This is a genomic window from Butyrivibrio sp. (assembly GCF_017433805.1).
Taxonomy (GTDB): Bacteria; Bacillota; Clostridia; order Lachnospirales; family Lachnospiraceae; genus Butyrivibrio.
Window position 1 is genome coordinate 1 of record NZ_JAFRGN010000050.1, and the last position, 19,329, is coordinate 19,329.

Below are 19,329 nucleotides of genomic sequence, written 5' to 3' on the forward strand. Positions count from 1 at the left end.
AGATGCTGGAACTGGTATGGTTGCTACAAACTCAGTTGGTGTTAGAACAAGTAACATCTCAGCTGGTACTTCAGTATTCTCAATGGTAGTTCTGGAGCACAGTCTTTCAAAGGCATATCCTGAGCTTGACCTTGTAACAACTCCAATTGGTGAGGAAGTTGCTATGGTACACTGCAACAACTGTACTTCAGACCTCAACGCATGGGTAGGACTCTTTAGAGAGTTTGCAGGTGCAATCGGACAGGATATTGACGACGATACACTTTACGGAACACTTTATCGCAAGGCTATGGAAGGTGACGCAGATTGCGGTGGACTTCTTGCATATAACTACTTCTCAGGTGAGAGCATTACAGGCTTCAACGAGGGAAGACCTCTCTTTGTAAGAAGACCTGATGACAAGTTCAATCTGGCAAACTTCATGAGAACACACCTTTACACAGCACTTGGAGCACTTAAGGCTGGTAACGACATCCTTATGAAGGAAGAGAATGTTAAGGCTGACTTCTTCTTTGGCCAGGGCGGTTTCTTCAAGATCAGAGGCGTTGGTGACAGAGTAATGGCAGCAGCCCTTAATACACCTATCAAGCTTATGGAGACAGCAGGAGAAGGCGGCCCTTGGGGACAGGCTATCCTTGCAGGCTTTATGCTTCAGAAGTCAGAAGGCGAGACTCTTGAGAGCTTCCTTAACAACAAGGTATTCGTATCTGGTAAGGTTGAGACCTTCGAGCCAGTTAAGGCAGATGCAGAGGGCTTTGATGAGTTCATGAAGGATTACAACGCAGGTCTCGCTATCGAGAGAGCAGCTGTAGACGTGCTTAAATAAAGGGGAAATGAAATGTTAGAAGAACTTAAGAAAAAAGTATATGAAGCGAATATTCTTTTACCTAAGTATGGTCTTGTAACCTTCACTTGGGGAAATGTTAGTGCCATCGACAGAGAGAGCGGTCTTTTCGTAATCAAGCCAAGCGGTGTTGACTACGAGACAATGACTCCAGACGACATGGTAGTTATGGACCTTAACGGCAACAAGGTTGAAGGTAAGCTCAATCCTTCATCAGATACACCAACACACGTTGAGATCTACAAGGCCTTCAAGGAGGTTGGCGGTGTTGTTCACACACATTCATCCTATGCTACAAGCTGGGCGCAGGCTGGCAGAAGCATTCCTTGCTATGGAACAACTCACGCAGATTACTTCTACGGCGAGATTCCATGTGTAAGATGTCTTACCAAGGATGAGATTGAGGACGCATACGAGGAGAACACAGGCCACCTCATCGTTGATGAGTTTGCCCGCATGGGAAAAGATCCAGTGGCTGTTCCTGCAGTACTTTGCAAGAACCACGGCGTATTCAGCTGGGGAAAAGATGCTCATGAGGCAGTTCACAACGCAGTTGTAACTGAGGAAGTTGCAAAGATGGCATACAGATGTGAAGTTATCAACCCAAGAGTAATGCCAGCACCTCAGGAGCTTCAGGATAAGCACTACTACCGTAAGCATGGTGCTAACGCATACTACGGTCAGGGTAAGTAAAAAACTCTAGCATTATGTAGGTAATTCTCGGCAAAAATTGCCATAGATTATTGATTTTTATTATGTTAAATTGTATTTGCGTTAAGAATTGAAACTGAAACGTATATACTGTGCGTTTTGTGAGAACATGATGCAAGGAAAAAAGTGGAGGAATTATGACTAACAAAGAATTGCAGAAGATTGCAAACGAAGTCCGTAAGGGCATTGTTACAGCGGTTCACGCAGCAGGTGCTGGTCACCCAGGTGGATCACTGTCAGCAGCAGATATTTTCACATATCTGTATTTTGAGGAGATGAACGTTAACCCTGAGAAGCCAGCAGATCCTGATCGTGATCGTTTTGTTCTTTCCAAGGGACATACAGCACCAGGTCTTTATTCAGTAATGGCACAGAAGGGATACTTCCCAGTTGAGGAGCTTACAACACTCCGTAAGCTTGGTTCAAGACTTCAGGGACATCCTAGTATGCAGTATCTTCCAGGCTTTGACATGAGCAGTGGATCTCTTGGACAGGGAATCTCAGTTGCTTGTGGTATGGCTCTTTCTGCAAAGCTTAACAATAAAGATTACAGAACATACACACTTTTAGGTGATGGTGAGATCGAGGAGGGCCAGGTTTGGGAGGCAGCTATGTTCGCTGGATTCCGTAAGCTTGATAACCTTGTTGTTATCGTTGATAACAACGGCCTTCAGATCGACGGACCTGTTGATCAGGTATGTTCACCATATCCTATCGATAAGAAGTTTGAGGCATTTAACTTCCATGTTATCAATGTTGATGCTCATGACTTTGATGCTCTCAGAGCAGCTTTTAAGGAAGCAAGAGAGACTAAGGGTCAGCCTACAGCTATTATCGCACACAGCCTTAAGGGTAAGGGCGTATCCTTCATGGAAGGCCAGGTTTCATGGCATGGCGTAGCACCTAATGACGAAGAGTATGCAAAGGCTATGGACGATCTTAACAAGATCGGCGAAGCACTGGGCTGATAGGAGGATAGAGATGAGCGAAGTTAAGAAGATTGCTACCAGAGACAGCTATGGTAAAGAACTTATAGAGCTTGCAAAGGTTAATGATAAGGTAGTTGTACTTGATGCAGACCTTGCAGCAGCAACAAGAACAGGTTGGTTCAAAAAGGAATTCCCAGATCGTCATATCGACTGTGGTATCGCTGAGTGTAACATGATGGGCATCGCAGCTGGTCTTGCTACAACAGGAATGATTCCTTTCGTAAGCACATTTGCTATGTTTGCTACAGGACGTGCATTTGAGCAGGTTCGTAACTCAATCGGTTACCCACACCTCAACGTTAAGATCGGCGGAACACACGCTGGTATCACAGTAGGTGAGGACGGCGCCAGCCATCAGTGTAACGAGGATCTTGCACTTATGCGTACAATCCCAGGAATGGTTGTTATGTGTCCTGCAGATGATATCGAAGCTAGAGCCTGCGTAAGAGCAGCAGCTGAGCACGAGGGACCTGTATACATCCGTTTCGGACGTGCAGCTTGCCCTGTAGTTAACGACAGACCAGATTACAAGTTCGAGCTTGGAAAAGGTACTGTACTTAGAGAGGGTACAGATGTTAGTATTATAGCAACTGGTATCGGAGTAGGTTCTGCTCTTGAGGCTGCTGAGAAGCTTGCAGCTGACGGTATCAGCGCAGAAGTTGTTAACATCTGCACAATCAAGCCTATCGACAGAGAGCTCGTAGTTGCTACAGCCAAGAAGACTGGCAAGGTAGTTACAGTAGAAGAGCATTCAGTAATCGGCGGTCTTGGAAGCGCTGTATGTGACGTTCTTGCAGAAGAGTGCCCTACAGTAGTTAAGAAGATCGGTATGCAGGACAGATTCGGTGAGTCAGGATCTGCAGCTGCTCTGGTTAAGAAGTATGGCCTTGATGGTGACGGAGTTTATGCATCAGTAAAGGAATTTTTGAAATAATGAAGAATATTCTGAGTCCTTCAATTTTATCTGCAGATTTTAATATTCTTGGTCAGCAGATAAGAGAAGTAGATGAAGCAGGAGCTGAGTATATTCATATTGATGTAATGGATGGCATTTTTGTGCCATCCATTTCCTATGGTATGCCAGTTATCAAGAGCATCAGGAAGACAACGCAGAAAGTCTTTGATGTTCATATCATGATTGCTGATCCAATCAGATATATAGAAGATTTTGTATCAGTTGGAGCAGACATAATAACCTTCCATTTGGAAGCAGCCCAGGATCCCCAGGCAGTTATCGACAAGATTCATTCCTGTGGTATCAAGGCAGGTATCTCCATTAAGCCTGGTACAGCTGTTGAGGAGCTTGTTCCATATCTTGATAAGGTAGACATGATCCTCGTGATGACAGTAGAACCTGGATTTGGTGGCCAGTCCTTTATTCCTGAGAGCATAGACAGGGTAAAGAGTGTAAGGAAGATGCTTGACGATAGAGGCCTTTCTACAGATGTAGAAGTAGACGGCGGTATCTATGTAGAGAACGTTGAAAACGTCTTGAATGCTGGCGCTAACGTCATTGTATCTGGCTCAGGTGTCTTTAATGGCGATGCTTCGGCGAACGTTAAAAAGTTTATAAACATATTGCAGAATCGTTGACGATGTTTTTTTAGTATTCTATACTAATGACAAAGAGTTGGGGGCTCATGTGGGGTACACATGAGCTCTCATTAATTATTTTGACTTCTATCTATCATAAACTTGTGAGGGAAAGAATATGAGAAGATTAGCGGTTTCTTTGTTTACAAGTATAGTTATGGCAGCGTTATTACTTGGATGCGGGAAAGATACAACGGAAATAACGGTGGATAACGGTCCTGATGAACTACTTCAGCAGCAAACAGCTTTAGAAGTACCAGATCAGACACAGATAGGCCCTGCAGAACCCAAGAAGGTAGAAAAGCTGATTGTTGGTTTTGTTCCATCCCATGAGCCTGACGAGATAATAAAATGTACAGAGCCTCTCAAAGAGCTTCTGATAAATGAACTGGTAGGTTTTGGCTATGATGTTCAGGAAGTAGAAATAGTTGTCGGTTCATCATATGAATCAGTTGGAGAAGGTCTTTCTGCAGGAACAATCGATGTAGGCCTTATTCCGGCTGGTACCTATGTTAAGTTCGATGATGGATGTGATGTAATTCTTACAGCGACTCGCGATGGCCTTTCTATAGATAGTCCAAACGCCAAGGACTGGAACGATAACAAGCCAACATCCAGAACCTCTAATCCTATTACCTATTACAGGGCGCTGGTAATCGCAGGACCATCTCCTGCAGGACGTGCTATAGCTGAGAAGGTAAATGCAGGCGAAGAGATAACCTGGGATGAGCTTGATGAACTTAAGTGGAGCATCATGGATACAACATCACCTGCAGGCTTTGTTTATCCGTCCCTTTGGATACAATCCACATATGGCAAGCATATTGCAGACCTCACACATGCAGAAGTTTCCGACAACTACGGAACAGCTTTTTCCAAACTGGCAGAAGAAAAAGTAGATGTGCTTGTAACCTATGCTGATGGCAGAATTGATCAGGCTGAGAAGTGGAACAGCGCTTATGGCAGGACAGGTAGCATCTGGGATGAAACTGATGTTATCGGTGTAACGGATGGAATCTACAATGACACAGTATGTGTCAGCAAGTATTCACCAACCATGACAGATGAACTCAAGAAAGCTGTTCAGCAGGCATTTATAAATGTAGGAAATACAGATTCTGGTAAAGCGGCGGTTGAGATATATGCTCATACAGGATATAAAGAAGCAACCAGTGCTGACTATGATTCTGAGAGAGCTGCTCAAAAGATGATGATGTCACTTGACTAAGTATTTTATAATATAGTAAGGGGAAGATATCATTGGTATCTTCCCTTTTTTAGCTTTAAAAGATAAGGAGAAATATTTAATGCGTATCATTTTTACATCAGATACTCATGGTCATCTGTACCCAGTTAACTATGCCAAGAATCGTCCTGAGAATTCAGGTCTTTTTCTTTTGGCATCTCAGATAAAAAAGGACGAGAACACACTCGTGATCGATGGTGGAGATACACTTCAGGGAACTCCACTTTTATCCTACTATTTGGAACATAAAGACGAGTATAAATTCAACCCTATGGCAGAGGGCTTCAACGCCATGGGGCTTGATTACTATACTCTTGGTAACCACGACTTTAACTTTGGATATGATGCCATTGCAGATTATACAGCTGCTGTGAAAGCTACTCTTATTTCAGCAAATGTTGAGGATCTTGGCGGTAAGCTCGGAATTAAGAAAAACGTTATCCACACCATGCCTGATGGAACAAGAGTTGGTATTACTGCAGCAGTTACCGGACACGTTAATGTCTGGGAGGCGCCTGAGCATCTGGAGCTTTTGAAGGTTACTGATCCTGTGAAGGCTCTTTCTGAGCAGTATGATGAGCTCAAGGATAAGTGTGATCTTACTGTTGCCATTTATCATGGCGGCTTTGAAGAGAACCTTGAAACAGGAGAGCTTTTATCCAAATCAACAGAGAATCAGGCTTGCAGAATAATGCGTGAGCTTGGCTATGACATCATTCTGACAGGACATCAGCACATTGCAGTTGCTGGAACAGAAATAGCCGGAACTTATGGCGTTCAGCCACCTTCGAATGCAGTTAAATACTGTCTTCTTAATATAGATAAAAAGGACAGCTCTTTTGACATAAGCTCTGAGCTTGTAACTCCTGATGCGCCAGATGCCAGATGTCAGGAAATATTGGATCAGCACAGCTTTATGAACGAGCTTACAGATAAGATTCAGGTATGGCTTGATGAGCCTATCGGCTGTCTGGAAAAAGAAATTGAGCCAGAGCCCAAGCTTGATGCAGCTATCCATGGAAGTAAGGTGGCAGCTATCTTTAATCAGGTTCAGCTTGATTACACAGGTGCAGATTTCTCCTGCACAAGTCTTGCAAATGACCCACTTGGACTTAAGAAAGAAATAACTGTAAGAGACGTCCTTGGAATCTATCAGTTTGCCAATACTGTTGAGGTAAAAGAGGTAACTAAGGCAGTTCTCAAGGCAGCTCTTGAAAGATGCGCAGAATACTTTGACTACAATTCCGAAACTGGCGAGATCAGCGTATCCAGTAAATTCCTGCAGCCCAAGATCGAGCACTATAACTACGATTACTATGCAGGCCTTGAGTATGCATATGACCTGACAAGACCAATTGGCGACAGAGTAGTAATGCTCAGAAAGCTTGATGGAACAGAGCTTAAGGACGATGAGAAGTACACTCTTGTTACCAGCAATTACAGAGCGACAGGAACTGGCGGATATGAATGCATCGGTAACTGCCCATCTGTAGGAAGCTATTCAGATGAGATGCCAGATCTTTTGATAAACTTTATCAGGAAAAACAGCCCTGTTCCTGAAATAAAAAATGGCAGATTTACAGTGAATAATTTGACAGTTTAATTGCGAAAAGGCATACTATTATAGAGATATTGTCGATAAAAGAAGGATTAATATGTATAAGAGATTAGGAAGAAACGATATGTGCTGGTGCGGCAGCGGCAAGAAGTACAAAAGTTGCCATGCAGCCTTTGATGATAAGCTTATTCATTATGAACATGAAGGCTTTATCATACCTAGCAGAAACCTTTTCAAAACAGAGAAGGATATAGAGGGTATCAAGAAGAGCGCAGTTATCAATATGGCTGTGCTTGATGAAGTTGGTGACAAGATCCGCGCAGGCATGTCCACACAGGAAATTGACGACATCGTCAATGCCGTAACTACCAAGATGGGAGGCATCCCAGCGGACTTAGGATATGAAGGTTTCCCCAAGAGTGTGTGCACTTCTATTAATGAAGAAGTTTGCCATGGAATACCTTCCAAGGACATTATTTTAAAAGACGGAGATATTATTAACGTAGATTGCTCTACAATTCTTGATGGTTATTATTCTGATTCATCACGAATGTTCATGATAGGCGACGTTTCTCCAGAGAAAAAGAGACTTGTTCAGGTTACCAAGGAATGCATGGAAGCTGGAATTAAGGCTGTTATTCCATGGACACCTATTGGTGATATGGGACATGCTGTTCATCAGCATGCTCTTGATAATGGATACACCGTTGTTAAGGAAATTGGCGGACATGGCTGTGGCAATGAATTCCACGAGGAGCCTTATGTCAGTCATGTTAGTAAGCCTGGCACAGGAATGCTTATGGTTCCTGGTATGGTATTCACTATCGAGCCTATGGTCAATATGGGCAAGGATGAGATATTCATCGATGAGGAAAATGACTGGACTGTTTATACAGCAGATATGAAGCCATCAGCTCAGTGGGAGGTTGAACTCCTTGTAACAGAGGATGGATGTGAGCTTCTGTGCTGGTAACAGCTTTAGAATAAGATATTTGAAAGGATTTATTTAAGATGCAGAATAAGGGTAAATATTACATTACTACTGCGATTGCTTATACATCAGGTAAGCCACATATCGGTAACAGCTATGAGATCGTGCTTGCAGATGCAATCGCAAGATATAAGAGAAGAGATGGATTTGATGTTCATTTCCAGACTGGTTCAGATGAGCACGGTCAGAAGATTGAGACAAGAGCCATTGAGGCTGGTTGTGCTACTCCTAAGGAATTCGTAGATCAGGTTTCAGATACTATCAAGGGTCTTTGGAACCTCATGGATACATCTTATGACAGGTTCATCCGTACAACAGATGATGATCATGTTAAGCAGGTTCAGAAGATCTTCAAGAGATTCTATGACCAGGGCGACATTTATAAGGGATCATACAAGGGAATGTACTGTACAGAGTGCGAGGCTTTCTACACAGAGTCTCAGCTCAATGACGGTAAGTGTCCTGAGTGTGGTGGCCCAGTTCACCCAGCTGAGGAAGAGGCATATTTCTTCAAGATGAGCAAATATGCTGACAGACTTATTGATTATATCAACACACATCCAGAGTTCATTCAGCCTGTATCCAGAAAGAATGAGATGATGAACAACTTCCTTCTTCCAGGACTTCAGGATCTGTGTGTTTCCAGAACTTCCTTCAAGTGGGGAATTCCTGTAGACTTCGACGACAAGCACGTTGTATATGTATGGCTTGATGCACTTTCAAACTATATCACAGGTATCGGATACGATGCAGAAGGCAACAGCACTGAGGATTACAAGAAGTGGTGGCCTGCAGACCTTCACCTTATCGGTAAGGATATTATCCGATTCCATACTATTTACTGGCCAATCTTCCTGATGGCACTCGGTGAGCCACTTCCAAAGCAGATCTTTGGACATCCATGGCTCCTTCAGGGCGGCGAGAAGATGAGTAAATCAAAGGGCAATGTTATCTATGCAGATGACCTTGTAAGCCTCTTTGGTGTTGATCCAGTTAGATATTTCGTTCTTCATGAGATGCCATTTGAAAACGATGGTGTTATCACATGGGAGCTTTTAGTAGAGCGTTTCAACTCAGACCTTGCTAATACACTTGGCAACCTTGTTAACAGAACTATCGCTATGAGCAACAAGTATCTTGGCGGAGTTGTAGCAGACAAGGGCGTTACAGCGGATGTTGATGCAGATCTCAAGGCTGTTGTAACAGCTTGCTATGACAAGGTTGAGAAGAAGATGGATGAGCTTCGTGTAGCTGATGCTCTTACAGAAATCTTCACACTCTTTAAGAGATGTAACAAATACATTGATGAGACTGAGCCATGGGTACTTGGCAAGGATGAGAGCAAGAAGGACAGACTTTCTACAGTTCTCTATAACCTTGTAGAGTCTATCTCAATCGGCGCAGCACTCCTTGATCCATTTATGCCTGAGACAGCTCAGAAGATCAGAGAGCAGCTCAATGCTCCTGAGAGAGATTTCGATACACTTGGACAGTTCGGCTTACTTGCATCAGGTACTAAGGTTGTTGAGACTCCAGAGATGCTCTTTGCTCGTAAGGACCTCAAGGAGGTACTTGAGAAGGCTGCTGAGATCACCAAGAAGCAGAAGGCTGACTTCGAAGAGTCACAGAGAAAGGCAGCTGAGAACCTTGCCAAGGCAGGACTTGCTCCAGCACCAGCACCTAAGGCTGAAACTGCTGATTCAGAGCAGGCTCCAATCGATATTCCTGCCAAGGAAGAGATTGAGTATGACCAGTTTGGCGCAATGCAGTTCCAGGTTGGTGAGATCATCAAGTGTGAAGCTGTAGAGAAGTCCAAGAAGCTCCTTTGCTCTCAGGTTAAGATTGGAAGCCAGGTTAAGCAGATTGTTTCCGGAATCAGAAAGTACTACACACCAGAAGAGATGGTTGGTAAGAAGGTAATGGTTCTCGTTAACCTTAAGCCAGCTAAGCTTGCTGGAGTTCTTTCAGAGGGAATGCTTCTCTGCGCTGAGGATGCTGAGGGTAACCTTGCACTTATGACTCCTGAGAAGCCAATGCCATCAGGCGCTGAGATTTGTTGATATGATGATAATAAGTGGATCAAAGTCACGGAATATATCATGTTTACATGATTGATTCTGTGACCTTGAGACACAAACACGCATGAGGAAAAAGCACGATAGTGCGATTTCCGAATGTGTGCATGGATTTCGAGAGCGAAGCGGGGAAATCCATGGTATTATATATATATACATATTTTTAACTACATAATTACATAAACCTTATTATGGGGAGGGACTCCAAAATGGTGCGCAAAGAGGAACTGACTTACAAATCAAGAGACAGACAATCCATGATTCATGCGATTAAGTGGATTCCTGAGGGACAGCCTGTAGCTATTTTGCAAATTATCCATGGTATGCAGGAATTTGTTGATCGTTATGATGAGTATGCCCGTTTTCTTGCTGAGAAGGGCATTCTTGTAATGGGTAATGATCATCTTGGACATGGTGGATCTGTTGGAGAAGGCGGTACCTATGGCTTTTTCTGCAAGGAAGATCCAGCAACTGTACTGGTTCGTGATGCCCACAGGCTCAAGAAGATGGTACAGGAGGAATATCCAGGTGTTCCAGTATTTATCTTAGGACACAGCTTTGGATCTTTTGTTGCCAGAGAGTATATTACTCGTTATGGAACTGGTATTCAGGGGGCAATTATTCAGGGAACAGGCTTTTTGCCAAGTGGCTCTATTAAATCAATGTCTTCACTTGTTAACTTTATGCAGGTTATCATGGGAACCAAGTATCGTTCCACAATGATCAATAACATGGCATTTAAGGGTTACCTCAAGAAGATTCCTAACCCTAGAACCAAATTTGACTGGCTTTCACACAATGAGGAGAGCGTAGACAAATATATAGCAAATCCTGCTGATAATTTTGTGTTTACACTTAATGGATTTGCAACACTTGCAGAACTTCTTAAGAGAGTTCAGGATGTAGATAAAATGGATGATATTCCCAAGAATCTTCCAATTCTTATCACAGCCGGCAAAGAGGATCCTGTAGGCGATTACGGCGCAGCTGCTCAGAAGCTGTACGACATCTATACAGGCCAGCTTCAGATCAAGAATGTTGAGCTCAAGCTCTATGATGGTCTCAGACATGAGCTTCAGCAGGAGATCGGAAGAGAACAGGTATATGAAGACCAGTATCAGTGGCTCAAGAAAGTGATTGACGGTGTCAATAAAGGTTGATACATCAAAAATAATGGTAAGATGTGCTTACCATTCTGATTGGGACGGGGCTATGAAGCTCGCATGGGATACCTTTGAGAGATTCGATGCCCCGGATTATTCCCAGGAGGGAATAGAGAACTTCCACAAATTCGTCACTGACGAGATGTTGCGGAAGATGTTTGTGGCAGGGCATTATCAGCTGTTCGTTGCTGTAGACGGAGATAGATATGTGGGACTTATTTCTCTTAGGGAAAAGAAACACATATCGTTATTGTTTGTCGATGAAGAGTATCATGGCAACGGCGTTGGCAGTGCCTTAATTAAGTATGTTGCAAGATACGGCAGAGATGAAGAGGGGATCGACAGACTAACAGTAAACGCAGCACCTTATGCTATAGGCTTTTATCATAAGAGGGGATTTAAGGACTTAGGTTCGGAAACTGTGGCGGATGGAATAAGATTCACGCCTATGGAACTGAAATTACGCTAGAAGGAACGGGTTTTGTTGTATGGGAAAGATATTTGATATTGATAGTCCACTTATGCATGCGCTTTCAAAGCTTGCAGACATTATGTGGCTGAACATTCTGACACTGATTTTGGCTACTCCTCTTATTATTGAGCAGGCGGTTACGATCGGCGGTTACTTGGTACAGATTGCTACTGGCGAGATTACCTCTTTAGATGGAATTGTTTTCTATGTGGTTATCGCATGGGTTGGCGGAATTATTTTTTCAATTCCATTAGGACCAGCACTTACAGCTATGCATTTTGTTCTTCTCAAGATCGCCAGAGATGAAGACAGCTATGTTACCAAATCATTCTTCAGATCATTTAAAGAGAACTTCAAGCAGGGCGCTATTTTGCAGGTAATCCAGTTTACTGCAGGCGGAATTCTTCTTCTTGATTTCCTCATTATGAGAGATAACACTGGCATATACAGATATATCGTTACAGCTATAGCTCTTATTTTGTATATGGTTTCATTATATGTTTATCCTCTTTTATCCAAGTTCGTTAACACAGTACTTGGAACATTGAGAAATGCAGCACTTATGTCAATCATGGCACTTCCTAAGACAGTTCTCATGGTGCTCGTTAGTGCTGTACCAGTTGTAATATTCTATTTCTTTTATGTTAAAGCACTCCCTGTTCTTATCCTTCTGGGTATTTCAGGACCAGGCTTCTTACATGCTCTTTTATACAACAATACCTTTAAGCGCTTTGAGCCCAAGGTAGAAGAGATGTCAGAAGAAGAGGAAATGGACGCAGCGATCAGGAAAATCGATGAAGGCGCTGAGGAAGTTGGACAGGAGAATACAGATCAGAATCAGTAATCGTAGATGTTTCTTTTGACAGAGAGGTATCCCATGAAAAAGGTGTATCTTAAGTGGTTTCTTCCAACTATTGTAATGTACCTTGTAGTAGGTATTACAGGCTTTGCTTTTCGTGGAATTGTCAGAAGAGAGATTATTATGAATGAACTAAATAAGATCGCGCATGGGGCAGAGGAGAGTCTGCGCTCTGTGGACGGAATAATTCAAACAGTCGTAGATTATAATAATTCTACGGCTGTTTCTTTTGCAAATATGGACTTTTATGAGGATCAGGATAAGATTGTGAATGTACTAAAAGTTCTTTCTCAGAATGAGTCTGTGCTTGGAAGTCTTGTATGTAATCTTGAAGGACAGGGCGTAAATGAAAAGGGCGTACAGATAGATATCAGTAGGGAAGCCTTTTTTGCAGATGTAGTGAATAATTACAGCAATGGTGGAATTGGTATGGTTGCTGTTACCCAGGATGGATATTTTGAAGTCGGAAGTGTGGTTGCTGTTAATTTTGTTAACTTCAACGGAACAACTAAAGGATTCCTGCTGACTGATTCAAAGGTAGCAGAGATAAATGATAGGATTTTTTCCCAGTTACCACCACTTGATCTTGCAGTCCTTGTAGAAATCAATGGACATGTTTATGCTGGAGATTATGATGGAGAAAACCTCTGGAAGGATGGTATGGATGTTCTGCCGGTAGAGACTATCAAACTCAATCTTTCACAAAAGAAATATTATACTTCCAGGATAGACGGCTATGGTGATTTGGTTGTTATTCCAGCGCTGCAAACTAGCGGAGGTATTGTACTCCTTGCAAGTGATGCAAATATGAAACCTCTGATCAGACCATATATGATGAACTTTTACTGGCTTTTAGTTATTATGCTGGCAATTGTTTCACTATACATTCTGGTAAATCTGCTTATCTTCATGTTTGGCAATCTGATTAGAAAGGCCAAGGCTGCCAAGGAGAGTGAGAAGATTAAGACCGATCTTATTACCGGACTATATAACGAACTGGGATTTACTTCGGAATTAAATGGGTATACCAGATACGCAGGAGATAGAAATGGCATTTTGTTTGCAATTAATATCGATAGTGATAATTCTACAGAGAAGATGAAGATTATCGAGGATGTTGCGACAGAATTAAAGAATACGTATAGAATTACGGATATTCTCGGACGAGGCGATGATGGAGCGTTTCTTATTTTCCTCAAGGGCTTTGAAGGGGAAAAAGATATCAGAAAGCAGACAGATGAGCTTCAGCTATTTTTATATGATCTTAAGTCGGGGCTATTAGAAGATGGTCAGAATGTAAATATCTCTGCTGGCCGTGCTATTTACCCTAAAAATGGTGGAAATGTTGAAGAATTATTGAGTGCTGTAAGGGGAGCACTGGAGAAATCCAAAGCTGAAGGAAGGGGTAGTATTTCTTTTTGCGAATAAAGCAATGGACAAATTGCACAGTGAATTTTTTGATTCTTCGTCAACATTTTGGAAATGTGGATAAGTTACTATTCTCTTAGTCACATTGGCTAATGAATAGTAAAATATTTGTGAAATTAGTGAATAGATAATAAAATTTCTAAAAGTTATACTCTTTTATAGCATAAACGTATTTGCAAATTAGGAGGAAAATTAAGGTATGGCAAGTTTATCACTTCAGCATGTTACTAAGGTTTATCCTAACGGTTTCGAGGCTGTTAAAGATTTCAACCTTGATATCGAGGATAAGGAATTTATCATTTTCGTAGGCCCATCAGGATGTGGTAAGTCTACAACACTTCGTATGATCGCAGGTCTTGAGGATATTTCTTCAGGTACACTTAAGATTGGTGACAGAGTAGTTAACGACGTAGAGCCTAAGGATAGAGATATCGCGATGGTATTCCAGAACTACGCTCTGTATCCTCATATGACTGTATATGATAACATGGCTTTCGGACTTAAGCTCAGAAAAGTTCCTAAGCAGGAAATCGACAAGATGGTTAGAGAGGCAGCTAAGATCCTTGATCTTGAGAAGCTCCTTGATCGTAAGCCTAAGGCTCTTTCAGGTGGACAGAGACAGCGTGTTGCTATGGGACGTGCTATCGTTCGTAACCCTAAGGTATTCCTTATGGACGAGCCTCTTTCAAACCTTGATGCTAAGCTTCGTGTTCAGATGAGAACAGAGATCGCTAAGCTTCACCAGAGACTTGGTACAACAATCATCTACGTTACACATGACCAGACAGAGGCTATGACTCTTGGTACAAGAATCGTAGTTATGAAGGACGGTGTTGTTCAGCAGGTTGACACACCTCAGAACCTCTATGACAAGCCAGGCAACCTCTTTGTTGCTGGATTCATGGGATCACCTCAGATGAACTTCCTTGACGCTGATGTTGAGGTTAACGGAGACAAGGCTTGCCTCAAGATCGCTGGACAGTCAATCGAGCTTCCACCAGCTAAGGCTAAGAAGCTTATCGAAGGTGGCTACGGCGGAAAGAAGGTTACATTCGGTATCCGTCCTGAGGATGTTGACGATTCAGAGATGGTTGTTAGCACATCTAAGGCTGTATTCGAGTCTACAATCAACGTATACGAGCTTCTTGGTGCAGAAGTTTATCTGTACTTCGATCTCGCTGAGTTCCCTATCACAGCTAGAGTTGATTCTCGTACAACAGCTAGACCTGGCGATAAGGTTAAATTTGCATTCGATGTTGAGAAGATTCACATCTTCGACAAAGAGACAGAGAAGACAATCACAAACTAATATTGAGCTTTACAAGGCCACGCATTATTGCGTGGCCTTTTACATTTACAAATGTGCATATTTTCTATAAGATATAATTATGATGTAAGTGTCATATGAGCATTGATGCGGTCATTCTAGTATACGGAAGGTGAAACAAATGATTTCTGCACAGACTATTAAAACAAGTATAGAAGAATTAGGCGCAATCACTAAGGTTGAGTTATGTGTAATGGATTTAAGCGGAGAGATTGTAGCATCTACAAGTGATAGAGATTTCCTTGATGTTTCAATCGTCATAAACTTTGCTAATTCACCAGTAGACTCACAGGTAATTGGAGATGTTCATCTTTTCAAGATATTGGATGAAGGTGATCCGGCATATGTTCTTCTTGCCAAGGGTGACAGTGAGCACGCGTATATGGTTGGTAAGATTGGCGTCAGCCAGTTGCAGAATCTTGTAGTTGCATATAAAGAGAGATTTGACAGAAATAATTTCTTCCAGAATCTCCTTCTTGATAACATGCTTCTGATCGATGTTTATAACAGAGCCAGGAAGCTCAAGATAGAAGTTAGTGTACCTAGAGTTATCATCCTTGTTGAGACTAGAAATGCACAGGACAATACAGCTCAGGAACTCCTTAGCAGCATGTATGGCCAGCATTCAGGAGACTATGTAACAGCTGTAGATGAGAATAGTGTTATTCTCATCAAGAATCTCGGAAGAGGTCAGACCTACGATGATGTTCAGAAGATAGCTACTACTATAGTAGACATGATGAATACTGAGGCTATGCTCAATGTTCGCGTATCTTATGGAACAATTGTTGAAGAGATCAAGGATCTGAGCAAATCCTTCAAGGAAGCCAAGATGGCACTTGAGGTAGGCAGAATCTTCTACGCTGAGAAGAGAGTAAATGCTTATAACACACTTGGAATTGGCAGACTTATTTATCAGCTTCCTGAGAGCCTTTGCAAGATCTTCATCGATGAGATCTTCGGTGGCAAGGAAGTTCCAGATGATCTTGATGAAGAGACTCTTAACACTATCAATAAGTTCTTTGAGAACAACCTGAATGTATCAGAGACTTCAAGACAGCTCTTTGTACACAGAAATACACTTGTATATAGAATTGAGAAGCTTGAGAAGAGTTCTGGACTTGATGTTAGAAACTTTGATGATGCTCTTACCTTTAAGATTGCCCTTATGGTAATAAGCTACATGAAGTACCTCGAGAGCAGACAATAAATTAAAAGAGGCTCTGTAAAGGATGCATGCACGTTGACTTCCGGTAGAGACAGGCAACCTTACAACACATGGAAGGTTCCACTTAGTGCTGCTTCGTTCCCGACCTGACACGGTTCGCAGATTTCCATTGCATAAGACCCGAACCTACACAAAAGGACTGCTACATGCACCCTTTACAGAGCCGCTCTATAAATATACTTGGTTTTGATAATTATTTCAAGTAATTATGTTTATTTATTTGAAATAACCAGCTGATCAAGAGTATAGCTATCTATATATTTATTTACTACGTCATCAAGGCCTTTCCAGAAGGTCAGGCTGGCGCAGGTATCAGAAATAGGGCACTCTTTCATGCCCTCTGCGGCACATTCTACAGGCGAAAAATTGCCTTCCATGGTGCGCAGAATATCACCTACAACATATTCAGAAGGAGCCTTGGCGAGACGATGACCGCCGTTTGTGCCACGCATGCTGTCAAGGTAACCAGCTTTGCTAAGAGCTGAAACTATCTGCTCCAGGTATTTGACTGTAATGCCAAGTCTTGCGGCTATGTCCTTGAGTGATATATATTCATCATTGTAATGAGCTGCTAAATCTGTCATTACTCTCAGTCCATATCGGCCTTTGGTTGAAATCTTCATAATTATCCTTTCGATAATATTTAAAAATGTCTTATAATAATGTTATATGATAGCAAAAAATCTATCGAATTACTACTAAAATGGTATGAATTAAAAATATGCAGATGAAACCTAAAGCTCTGGGGCGGATCAGTACTAAAGGACTGTCCCAGGAAGAAATACAAGATATTAAATATATGAAAGCCGCCATAGCTCAGGCCAGAAAGGCATATGCACTCGGAGAAGTGCCGATCGGATGTGTAATTGTCTATCATGACAAGATCATCGGGCGAGGCTATAACAGGCGTAACACTGATAAAACACCGCTTGCTCACGCCGAGATAACAGCGATCAGAAAAGCTGGCAAAGTGATAGGTGATTGGAGACTTGAGGACTGTAAGCTTTATGTAACGCTTGAACCCTGTCAGATGTGTGCAGGCGCAATTGTTCAGGCCAGAATACCGGAAGTAATTATGGCAGCAGAGAACCCCAAGGCAGGGTGCGCTGGTTCTGTAATGGATATACTGAACAATCCGGATTTTAATCATCAGGTTAATGTCAAAAAAGGCGTTCTCAAGGATGAATGTGGCAGAATGCTTAAGGAATTTTTTGTGGAACTAAGAGCGAGAAATAAGGCTGAAAAGGGGAAGGAATCCATTTGATGAAAAAAAGGATAATATCCAGTTTGCTTATTGTGGTTCTAATCATAGGAGTGGTTGCCTGCGGGAAAAGACCTGATTTTTCTCCAGGTAATGATGCTTACAAGAATTGGAATGTAGACTTTAGTGAAGAGCCCACTACTATTACCTATCTTACTATAGGTGATAAACCCACAAATGGCATGACAGAAGAAGCTGTGGAGGAGATCAATAAGATTCTTCTCAAAAAAGTTAATGCCAAACTGGATATCTTTTACATTGGATTGAGTGATTATCTGAATAAATACAATCATTTAATATCTTCAGGGGAGGTTGATGTCGACCTGGTAGCTACAGGCTCAGATTGGCTTGATGCCTGGCCTAATGCTCAAAATGGTAATTTCCTCCCTATGTCGAGAGAAATGCTCCAGACCTTTTGTCCTATGACTTACATGAGTGTGAGCAATGATGAGTGGTCTAAATGTTCTTATAATGGAGAAGTCTATTTTATCCCGGAAAATGAATACACACAGTGGACTAACCACGGCTTTATATATAGAAAAGACATTGCTGAAAAAGCTGGTATCGGTGAGATCAAGAGCTGGGATGATATTACCAGGTATGTCAAATATATAGCCAGACACAGAAATGATATGATACCCTGGGATTCCGATGGCACTAATACGATAGCTACCCTTGGATATTTGATGTCTGCAGGAAAATATAATCCTATATATGAACTTAGTACATATGGTATATGGGGAAATTATGCGGACAGTGATGGACAGATTGTGTCACCATACTATGAGGGAGATGATTTTGTAGAGTTTGCCAAGCTCATGAAAGAGTGGGACATGCTCGGTGTATGGAGAGATGGTCAGGTCGGAGCGGGCGATAACACTGAGGAATTCTATCAGGGATATTCAGGTCTTGTTCAGCATCATACAAATTTCTATTTTACAGAAGTTAAGCCACAAATGGAGATTAAAAACCCTTCCGCAACTTTGGGGTTTTACTGGTACGGAGAAGAAAGTGGCAATTTGATGAAAGCCAGCATATTACACGGCGCCATGGCAATATATTCAAGAAGCAAGAATCCGGAAAAAGCGCTTATGGTATATGATGTGCTGAGAAACGACGTTGATTGTTATAGACTCCTTCGCTACGGAGTAGAAGGTGTTCAATACAAAGTTACCAAGGATAAGAGGCTTGAAAAGCCAAGCGGATACAATTCTGACAGGGATGAAATAGTAACAAATTTCTGGTGGGGCAGGCGAGACGAATATGAAATTCTTGATGCTTCAATTGACTGGGATGAATACTACGAATTATTAGATACATATAGTCATCTGGCAGTAGATTACCCTTGGGATGGATACGATTTTACCTATGGTGTAGATAAGAAAAAGCTTGACTCAGTTATCAAGGTCTGTGATAAATACATACCTGAAATAACCTACGCAAGGTATAACATCACTCCTGAAGCGGAAGTAGCTCTTTTTAGAAATGAGCTTAAGGATGCTGGCATAGAGGATGTAACCAGAGAAATTCAAAAAATTGTGGATTCACATTAAAATTGTCACTACAAAACATTACAAAATTATG

18 protein-coding genes and 1 other RNA gene are annotated in these 19,329 nt (G+C 42.0%); 17 read left to right on the plus strand and 2 right to left on the minus strand.

The genetic code is table 11. The annotated features are described in order from the left end of the window. From IJI01_RS12340 to IJI01_RS12410, 15 genes are all read left to right on the plus strand, one after another. Positions 1 to 826 (plus strand): FGGY-family carbohydrate kinase (locus IJI01_RS12340; protein ID WP_292190796.1); only part of this gene is annotated, 826 nt, incomplete at its 5' end. Positions 827 to 838: 12 nt separating this feature from the next. Beyond that, on the plus strand, positions 839 to 1,537 hold the full coding sequence (locus tag IJI01_RS12345; protein WP_292190802.1) for an L-ribulose-5-phosphate 4-epimerase: 699 nt from the start codon (positions 839 to 841) through the stop codon (positions 1,535 to 1,537). A gap of 155 nt (positions 1,538 to 1,692) precedes the next feature. After that, a complete protein-coding gene (locus IJI01_RS12350; RefSeq protein WP_292190805.1) occupies positions 1,693 to 2,523 on the plus strand; it encodes a transketolase in 831 nt (276 codons plus the stop codon). A gap of 13 nt (positions 2,524 to 2,536) precedes the next feature. Further along, positions 2,537 to 3,478, plus strand: a complete 942-nt coding sequence (locus IJI01_RS12355) for a transketolase family protein (RefSeq protein ID WP_092063100.1) — start codon at positions 2,537 to 2,539, stop codon at positions 3,476 to 3,478. After that, positions 3,478 to 4,137 carry a ribulose-phosphate 3-epimerase gene (gene rpe, locus IJI01_RS12360; protein WP_292190811.1) on the plus strand — a complete coding sequence of 220 codons (660 nt, stop codon included), beginning with the start codon at positions 3,478 to 3,480 and terminating at the stop codon, positions 4,135 to 4,137. The genes IJI01_RS12355 and rpe overlap by 1 nt, the downstream gene beginning before the upstream one ends. A 118-nt stretch (positions 4,138 to 4,255) precedes the next feature. Next, positions 4,256 to 5,365 carry a PhnD/SsuA/transferrin family substrate-binding protein gene (locus IJI01_RS12365; protein ID WP_292190814.1) on the plus strand — a complete coding sequence of 370 codons (1,110 nt, stop codon included), beginning with the start codon at positions 4,256 to 4,258 and terminating at the stop codon, positions 5,363 to 5,365. Between the two features lie 79 nt (positions 5,366 to 5,444). After that, positions 5,445 to 6,986, plus strand: a complete 1,542-nt coding sequence (locus IJI01_RS12370) for a bifunctional metallophosphatase/5'-nucleotidase (protein ID WP_292190816.1) — start codon at positions 5,445 to 5,447, stop codon at positions 6,984 to 6,986. Positions 6,987 to 7,038: 52 nt separating this feature from the next. After that, positions 7,039 to 7,914, plus strand: a complete 876-nt coding sequence (locus tag IJI01_RS12375; protein WP_292190819.1) for a methionyl aminopeptidase — start codon at positions 7,039 to 7,041, stop codon at positions 7,912 to 7,914. Between the two features lie 38 nt (positions 7,915 to 7,952). Next, a complete protein-coding gene (gene metG, locus IJI01_RS12380) occupies positions 7,953 to 9,992 on the plus strand; it encodes a methionine--tRNA ligase (protein ID WP_292190822.1) in 2,040 nt (679 codons plus the stop codon). 224 nt (positions 9,993 to 10,216) lie between these two features. Continuing rightward, the gene (locus IJI01_RS12385; RefSeq protein ID WP_292190825.1) at positions 10,217 to 11,167 is read left to right on the plus strand and encodes an alpha/beta fold hydrolase; all 951 of its coding nucleotides are present in this window, start codon (positions 10,217 to 10,219) and stop codon (positions 11,165 to 11,167) included. Positions 11,168 to 11,219: 52 nt separating this feature from the next. Then, positions 11,220 to 11,639, plus strand: a complete 420-nt coding sequence (locus tag IJI01_RS12390) for a GNAT family N-acetyltransferase (protein ID WP_292190828.1) — start codon at positions 11,220 to 11,222, stop codon at positions 11,637 to 11,639. A gap of 19 nt (positions 11,640 to 11,658) precedes the next feature. Beyond that, the gene (locus IJI01_RS12395; RefSeq protein ID WP_292190831.1) at positions 11,659 to 12,486 is read left to right on the plus strand and encodes a YesL family protein; all 828 of its coding nucleotides are present in this window, start codon (positions 11,659 to 11,661) and stop codon (positions 12,484 to 12,486) included. 33 nt (positions 12,487 to 12,519) lie between these two features. Then, positions 12,520 to 13,929, plus strand: a complete 1,410-nt coding sequence (locus IJI01_RS12400) for a GGDEF domain-containing protein (RefSeq protein ID WP_292190834.1) — start codon at positions 12,520 to 12,522, stop codon at positions 13,927 to 13,929. A 199-nt stretch (positions 13,930 to 14,128) separates the two neighbouring features. Further along, a complete protein-coding gene (locus tag IJI01_RS12405) occupies positions 14,129 to 15,238 on the plus strand; it encodes an ABC transporter ATP-binding protein (protein ID WP_013282185.1) in 1,110 nt (369 codons plus the stop codon). A 139-nt stretch (positions 15,239 to 15,377) separates the two neighbouring features. After that, the gene (locus IJI01_RS12410) at positions 15,378 to 16,466 is read left to right on the plus strand and encodes a PucR family transcriptional regulator (RefSeq protein WP_292190840.1); all 1,089 of its coding nucleotides are present in this window, start codon (positions 15,378 to 15,380) and stop codon (positions 16,464 to 16,466) included. A 44-nt stretch (positions 16,467 to 16,510) separates the two neighbouring features. Here IJI01_RS12410 and ffs read toward each other — a convergent pair. Continuing rightward, an RNA gene (gene ffs, locus IJI01_RS12415) (signal recognition particle sRNA small type) lies at positions 16,511 to 16,610 on the minus strand. An 86-nt stretch (positions 16,611 to 16,696) separates the two neighbouring features. Next, complete coding sequence (locus IJI01_RS12420) at positions 16,697 to 17,107, minus strand: RrF2 family transcriptional regulator (RefSeq protein ID WP_292190843.1); 411 nt, start codon at positions 17,105 to 17,107, stop codon at positions 16,697 to 16,699. A 104-nt stretch (positions 17,108 to 17,211) separates the two neighbouring features. Between IJI01_RS12420 and tadA the strand changes: the two genes are divergently transcribed. Continuing rightward, the gene (tadA, locus tag IJI01_RS12425; RefSeq protein ID WP_292190952.1) at positions 17,212 to 17,748 is read left to right on the plus strand and encodes a tRNA adenosine(34) deaminase TadA; all 537 of its coding nucleotides are present in this window, start codon (positions 17,212 to 17,214) and stop codon (positions 17,746 to 17,748) included. Further along, positions 17,748 to 19,298 (plus strand): extracellular solute-binding protein, encoded by a 1,551-nt coding sequence (locus IJI01_RS12430; RefSeq protein WP_292190847.1) that lies wholly within the window; start codon positions 17,748 to 17,750, stop codon positions 19,296 to 19,298. The genes tadA and IJI01_RS12430 overlap by 1 nt, the downstream gene beginning before the upstream one ends. Positions 19,299 to 19,329: the final 31 nt, after the last annotated feature.

Bases quoted from the DNA above. Each gene is read 5' to 3' on its own strand.
- IJI01_RS12345 (WP_292190802.1), top strand. From the start codon at position 839: ATGTTAGAAGAACTTAAGAAAAAAGTATATGAAGCGAATATTCTTTTA.
- IJI01_RS12350 (WP_292190805.1), top strand. From the start codon at position 1,693: ATGACTAACAAAGAATTGCAGAAGATTGCAAACGAAGTCCGTAAGGGC.
- IJI01_RS12355 (WP_092063100.1), top strand. From the start codon at position 2,537: ATGAGCGAAGTTAAGAAGATTGCTACCAGAGACAGCTATGGTAAAGAA.
- rpe (WP_292190811.1), top strand. From the start codon at position 3,478: ATGAAGAATATTCTGAGTCCTTCAATTTTATCTGCAGATTTTAATATT.
- IJI01_RS12365 (WP_292190814.1), top strand. From the start codon at position 4,256: ATGAGAAGATTAGCGGTTTCTTTGTTTACAAGTATAGTTATGGCAGCG.
- IJI01_RS12370 (WP_292190816.1), top strand. From the start codon at position 5,445: ATGCGTATCATTTTTACATCAGATACTCATGGTCATCTGTACCCAGTT.
- IJI01_RS12375 (WP_292190819.1), top strand. From the start codon at position 7,039: ATGTATAAGAGATTAGGAAGAAACGATATGTGCTGGTGCGGCAGCGGC.
- metG (WP_292190822.1), top strand. From the start codon at position 7,953: ATGCAGAATAAGGGTAAATATTACATTACTACTGCGATTGCTTATACA.
- IJI01_RS12385 (WP_292190825.1), top strand. From the start codon at position 10,217: ATGGTGCGCAAAGAGGAACTGACTTACAAATCAAGAGACAGACAATCC.
- IJI01_RS12390 (WP_292190828.1), top strand. From the start codon at position 11,220: ATGAAGCTCGCATGGGATACCTTTGAGAGATTCGATGCCCCGGATTAT.
- IJI01_RS12395 (WP_292190831.1), top strand. From the start codon at position 11,659: ATGGGAAAGATATTTGATATTGATAGTCCACTTATGCATGCGCTTTCA.
- IJI01_RS12400 (WP_292190834.1), top strand. From the start codon at position 12,520: ATGAAAAAGGTGTATCTTAAGTGGTTTCTTCCAACTATTGTAATGTAC.
- IJI01_RS12405 (WP_013282185.1), top strand. From the start codon at position 14,129: ATGGCAAGTTTATCACTTCAGCATGTTACTAAGGTTTATCCTAACGGT.
- IJI01_RS12410 (WP_292190840.1), top strand. From the start codon at position 15,378: ATGATTTCTGCACAGACTATTAAAACAAGTATAGAAGAATTAGGCGCA.
- IJI01_RS12420 (WP_292190843.1), bottom strand. From the start codon at position 17,107: ATGAAGATTTCAACCAAAGGCCGATATGGACTGAGAGTAATGACAGAT.
- tadA (WP_292190952.1), top strand. From the start codon at position 17,212: ATGAAACCTAAAGCTCTGGGGCGGATCAGTACTAAAGGACTGTCCCAG.
- IJI01_RS12430 (WP_292190847.1), top strand. From the start codon at position 17,748: ATGAAAAAAAGGATAATATCCAGTTTGCTTATTGTGGTTCTAATCATA.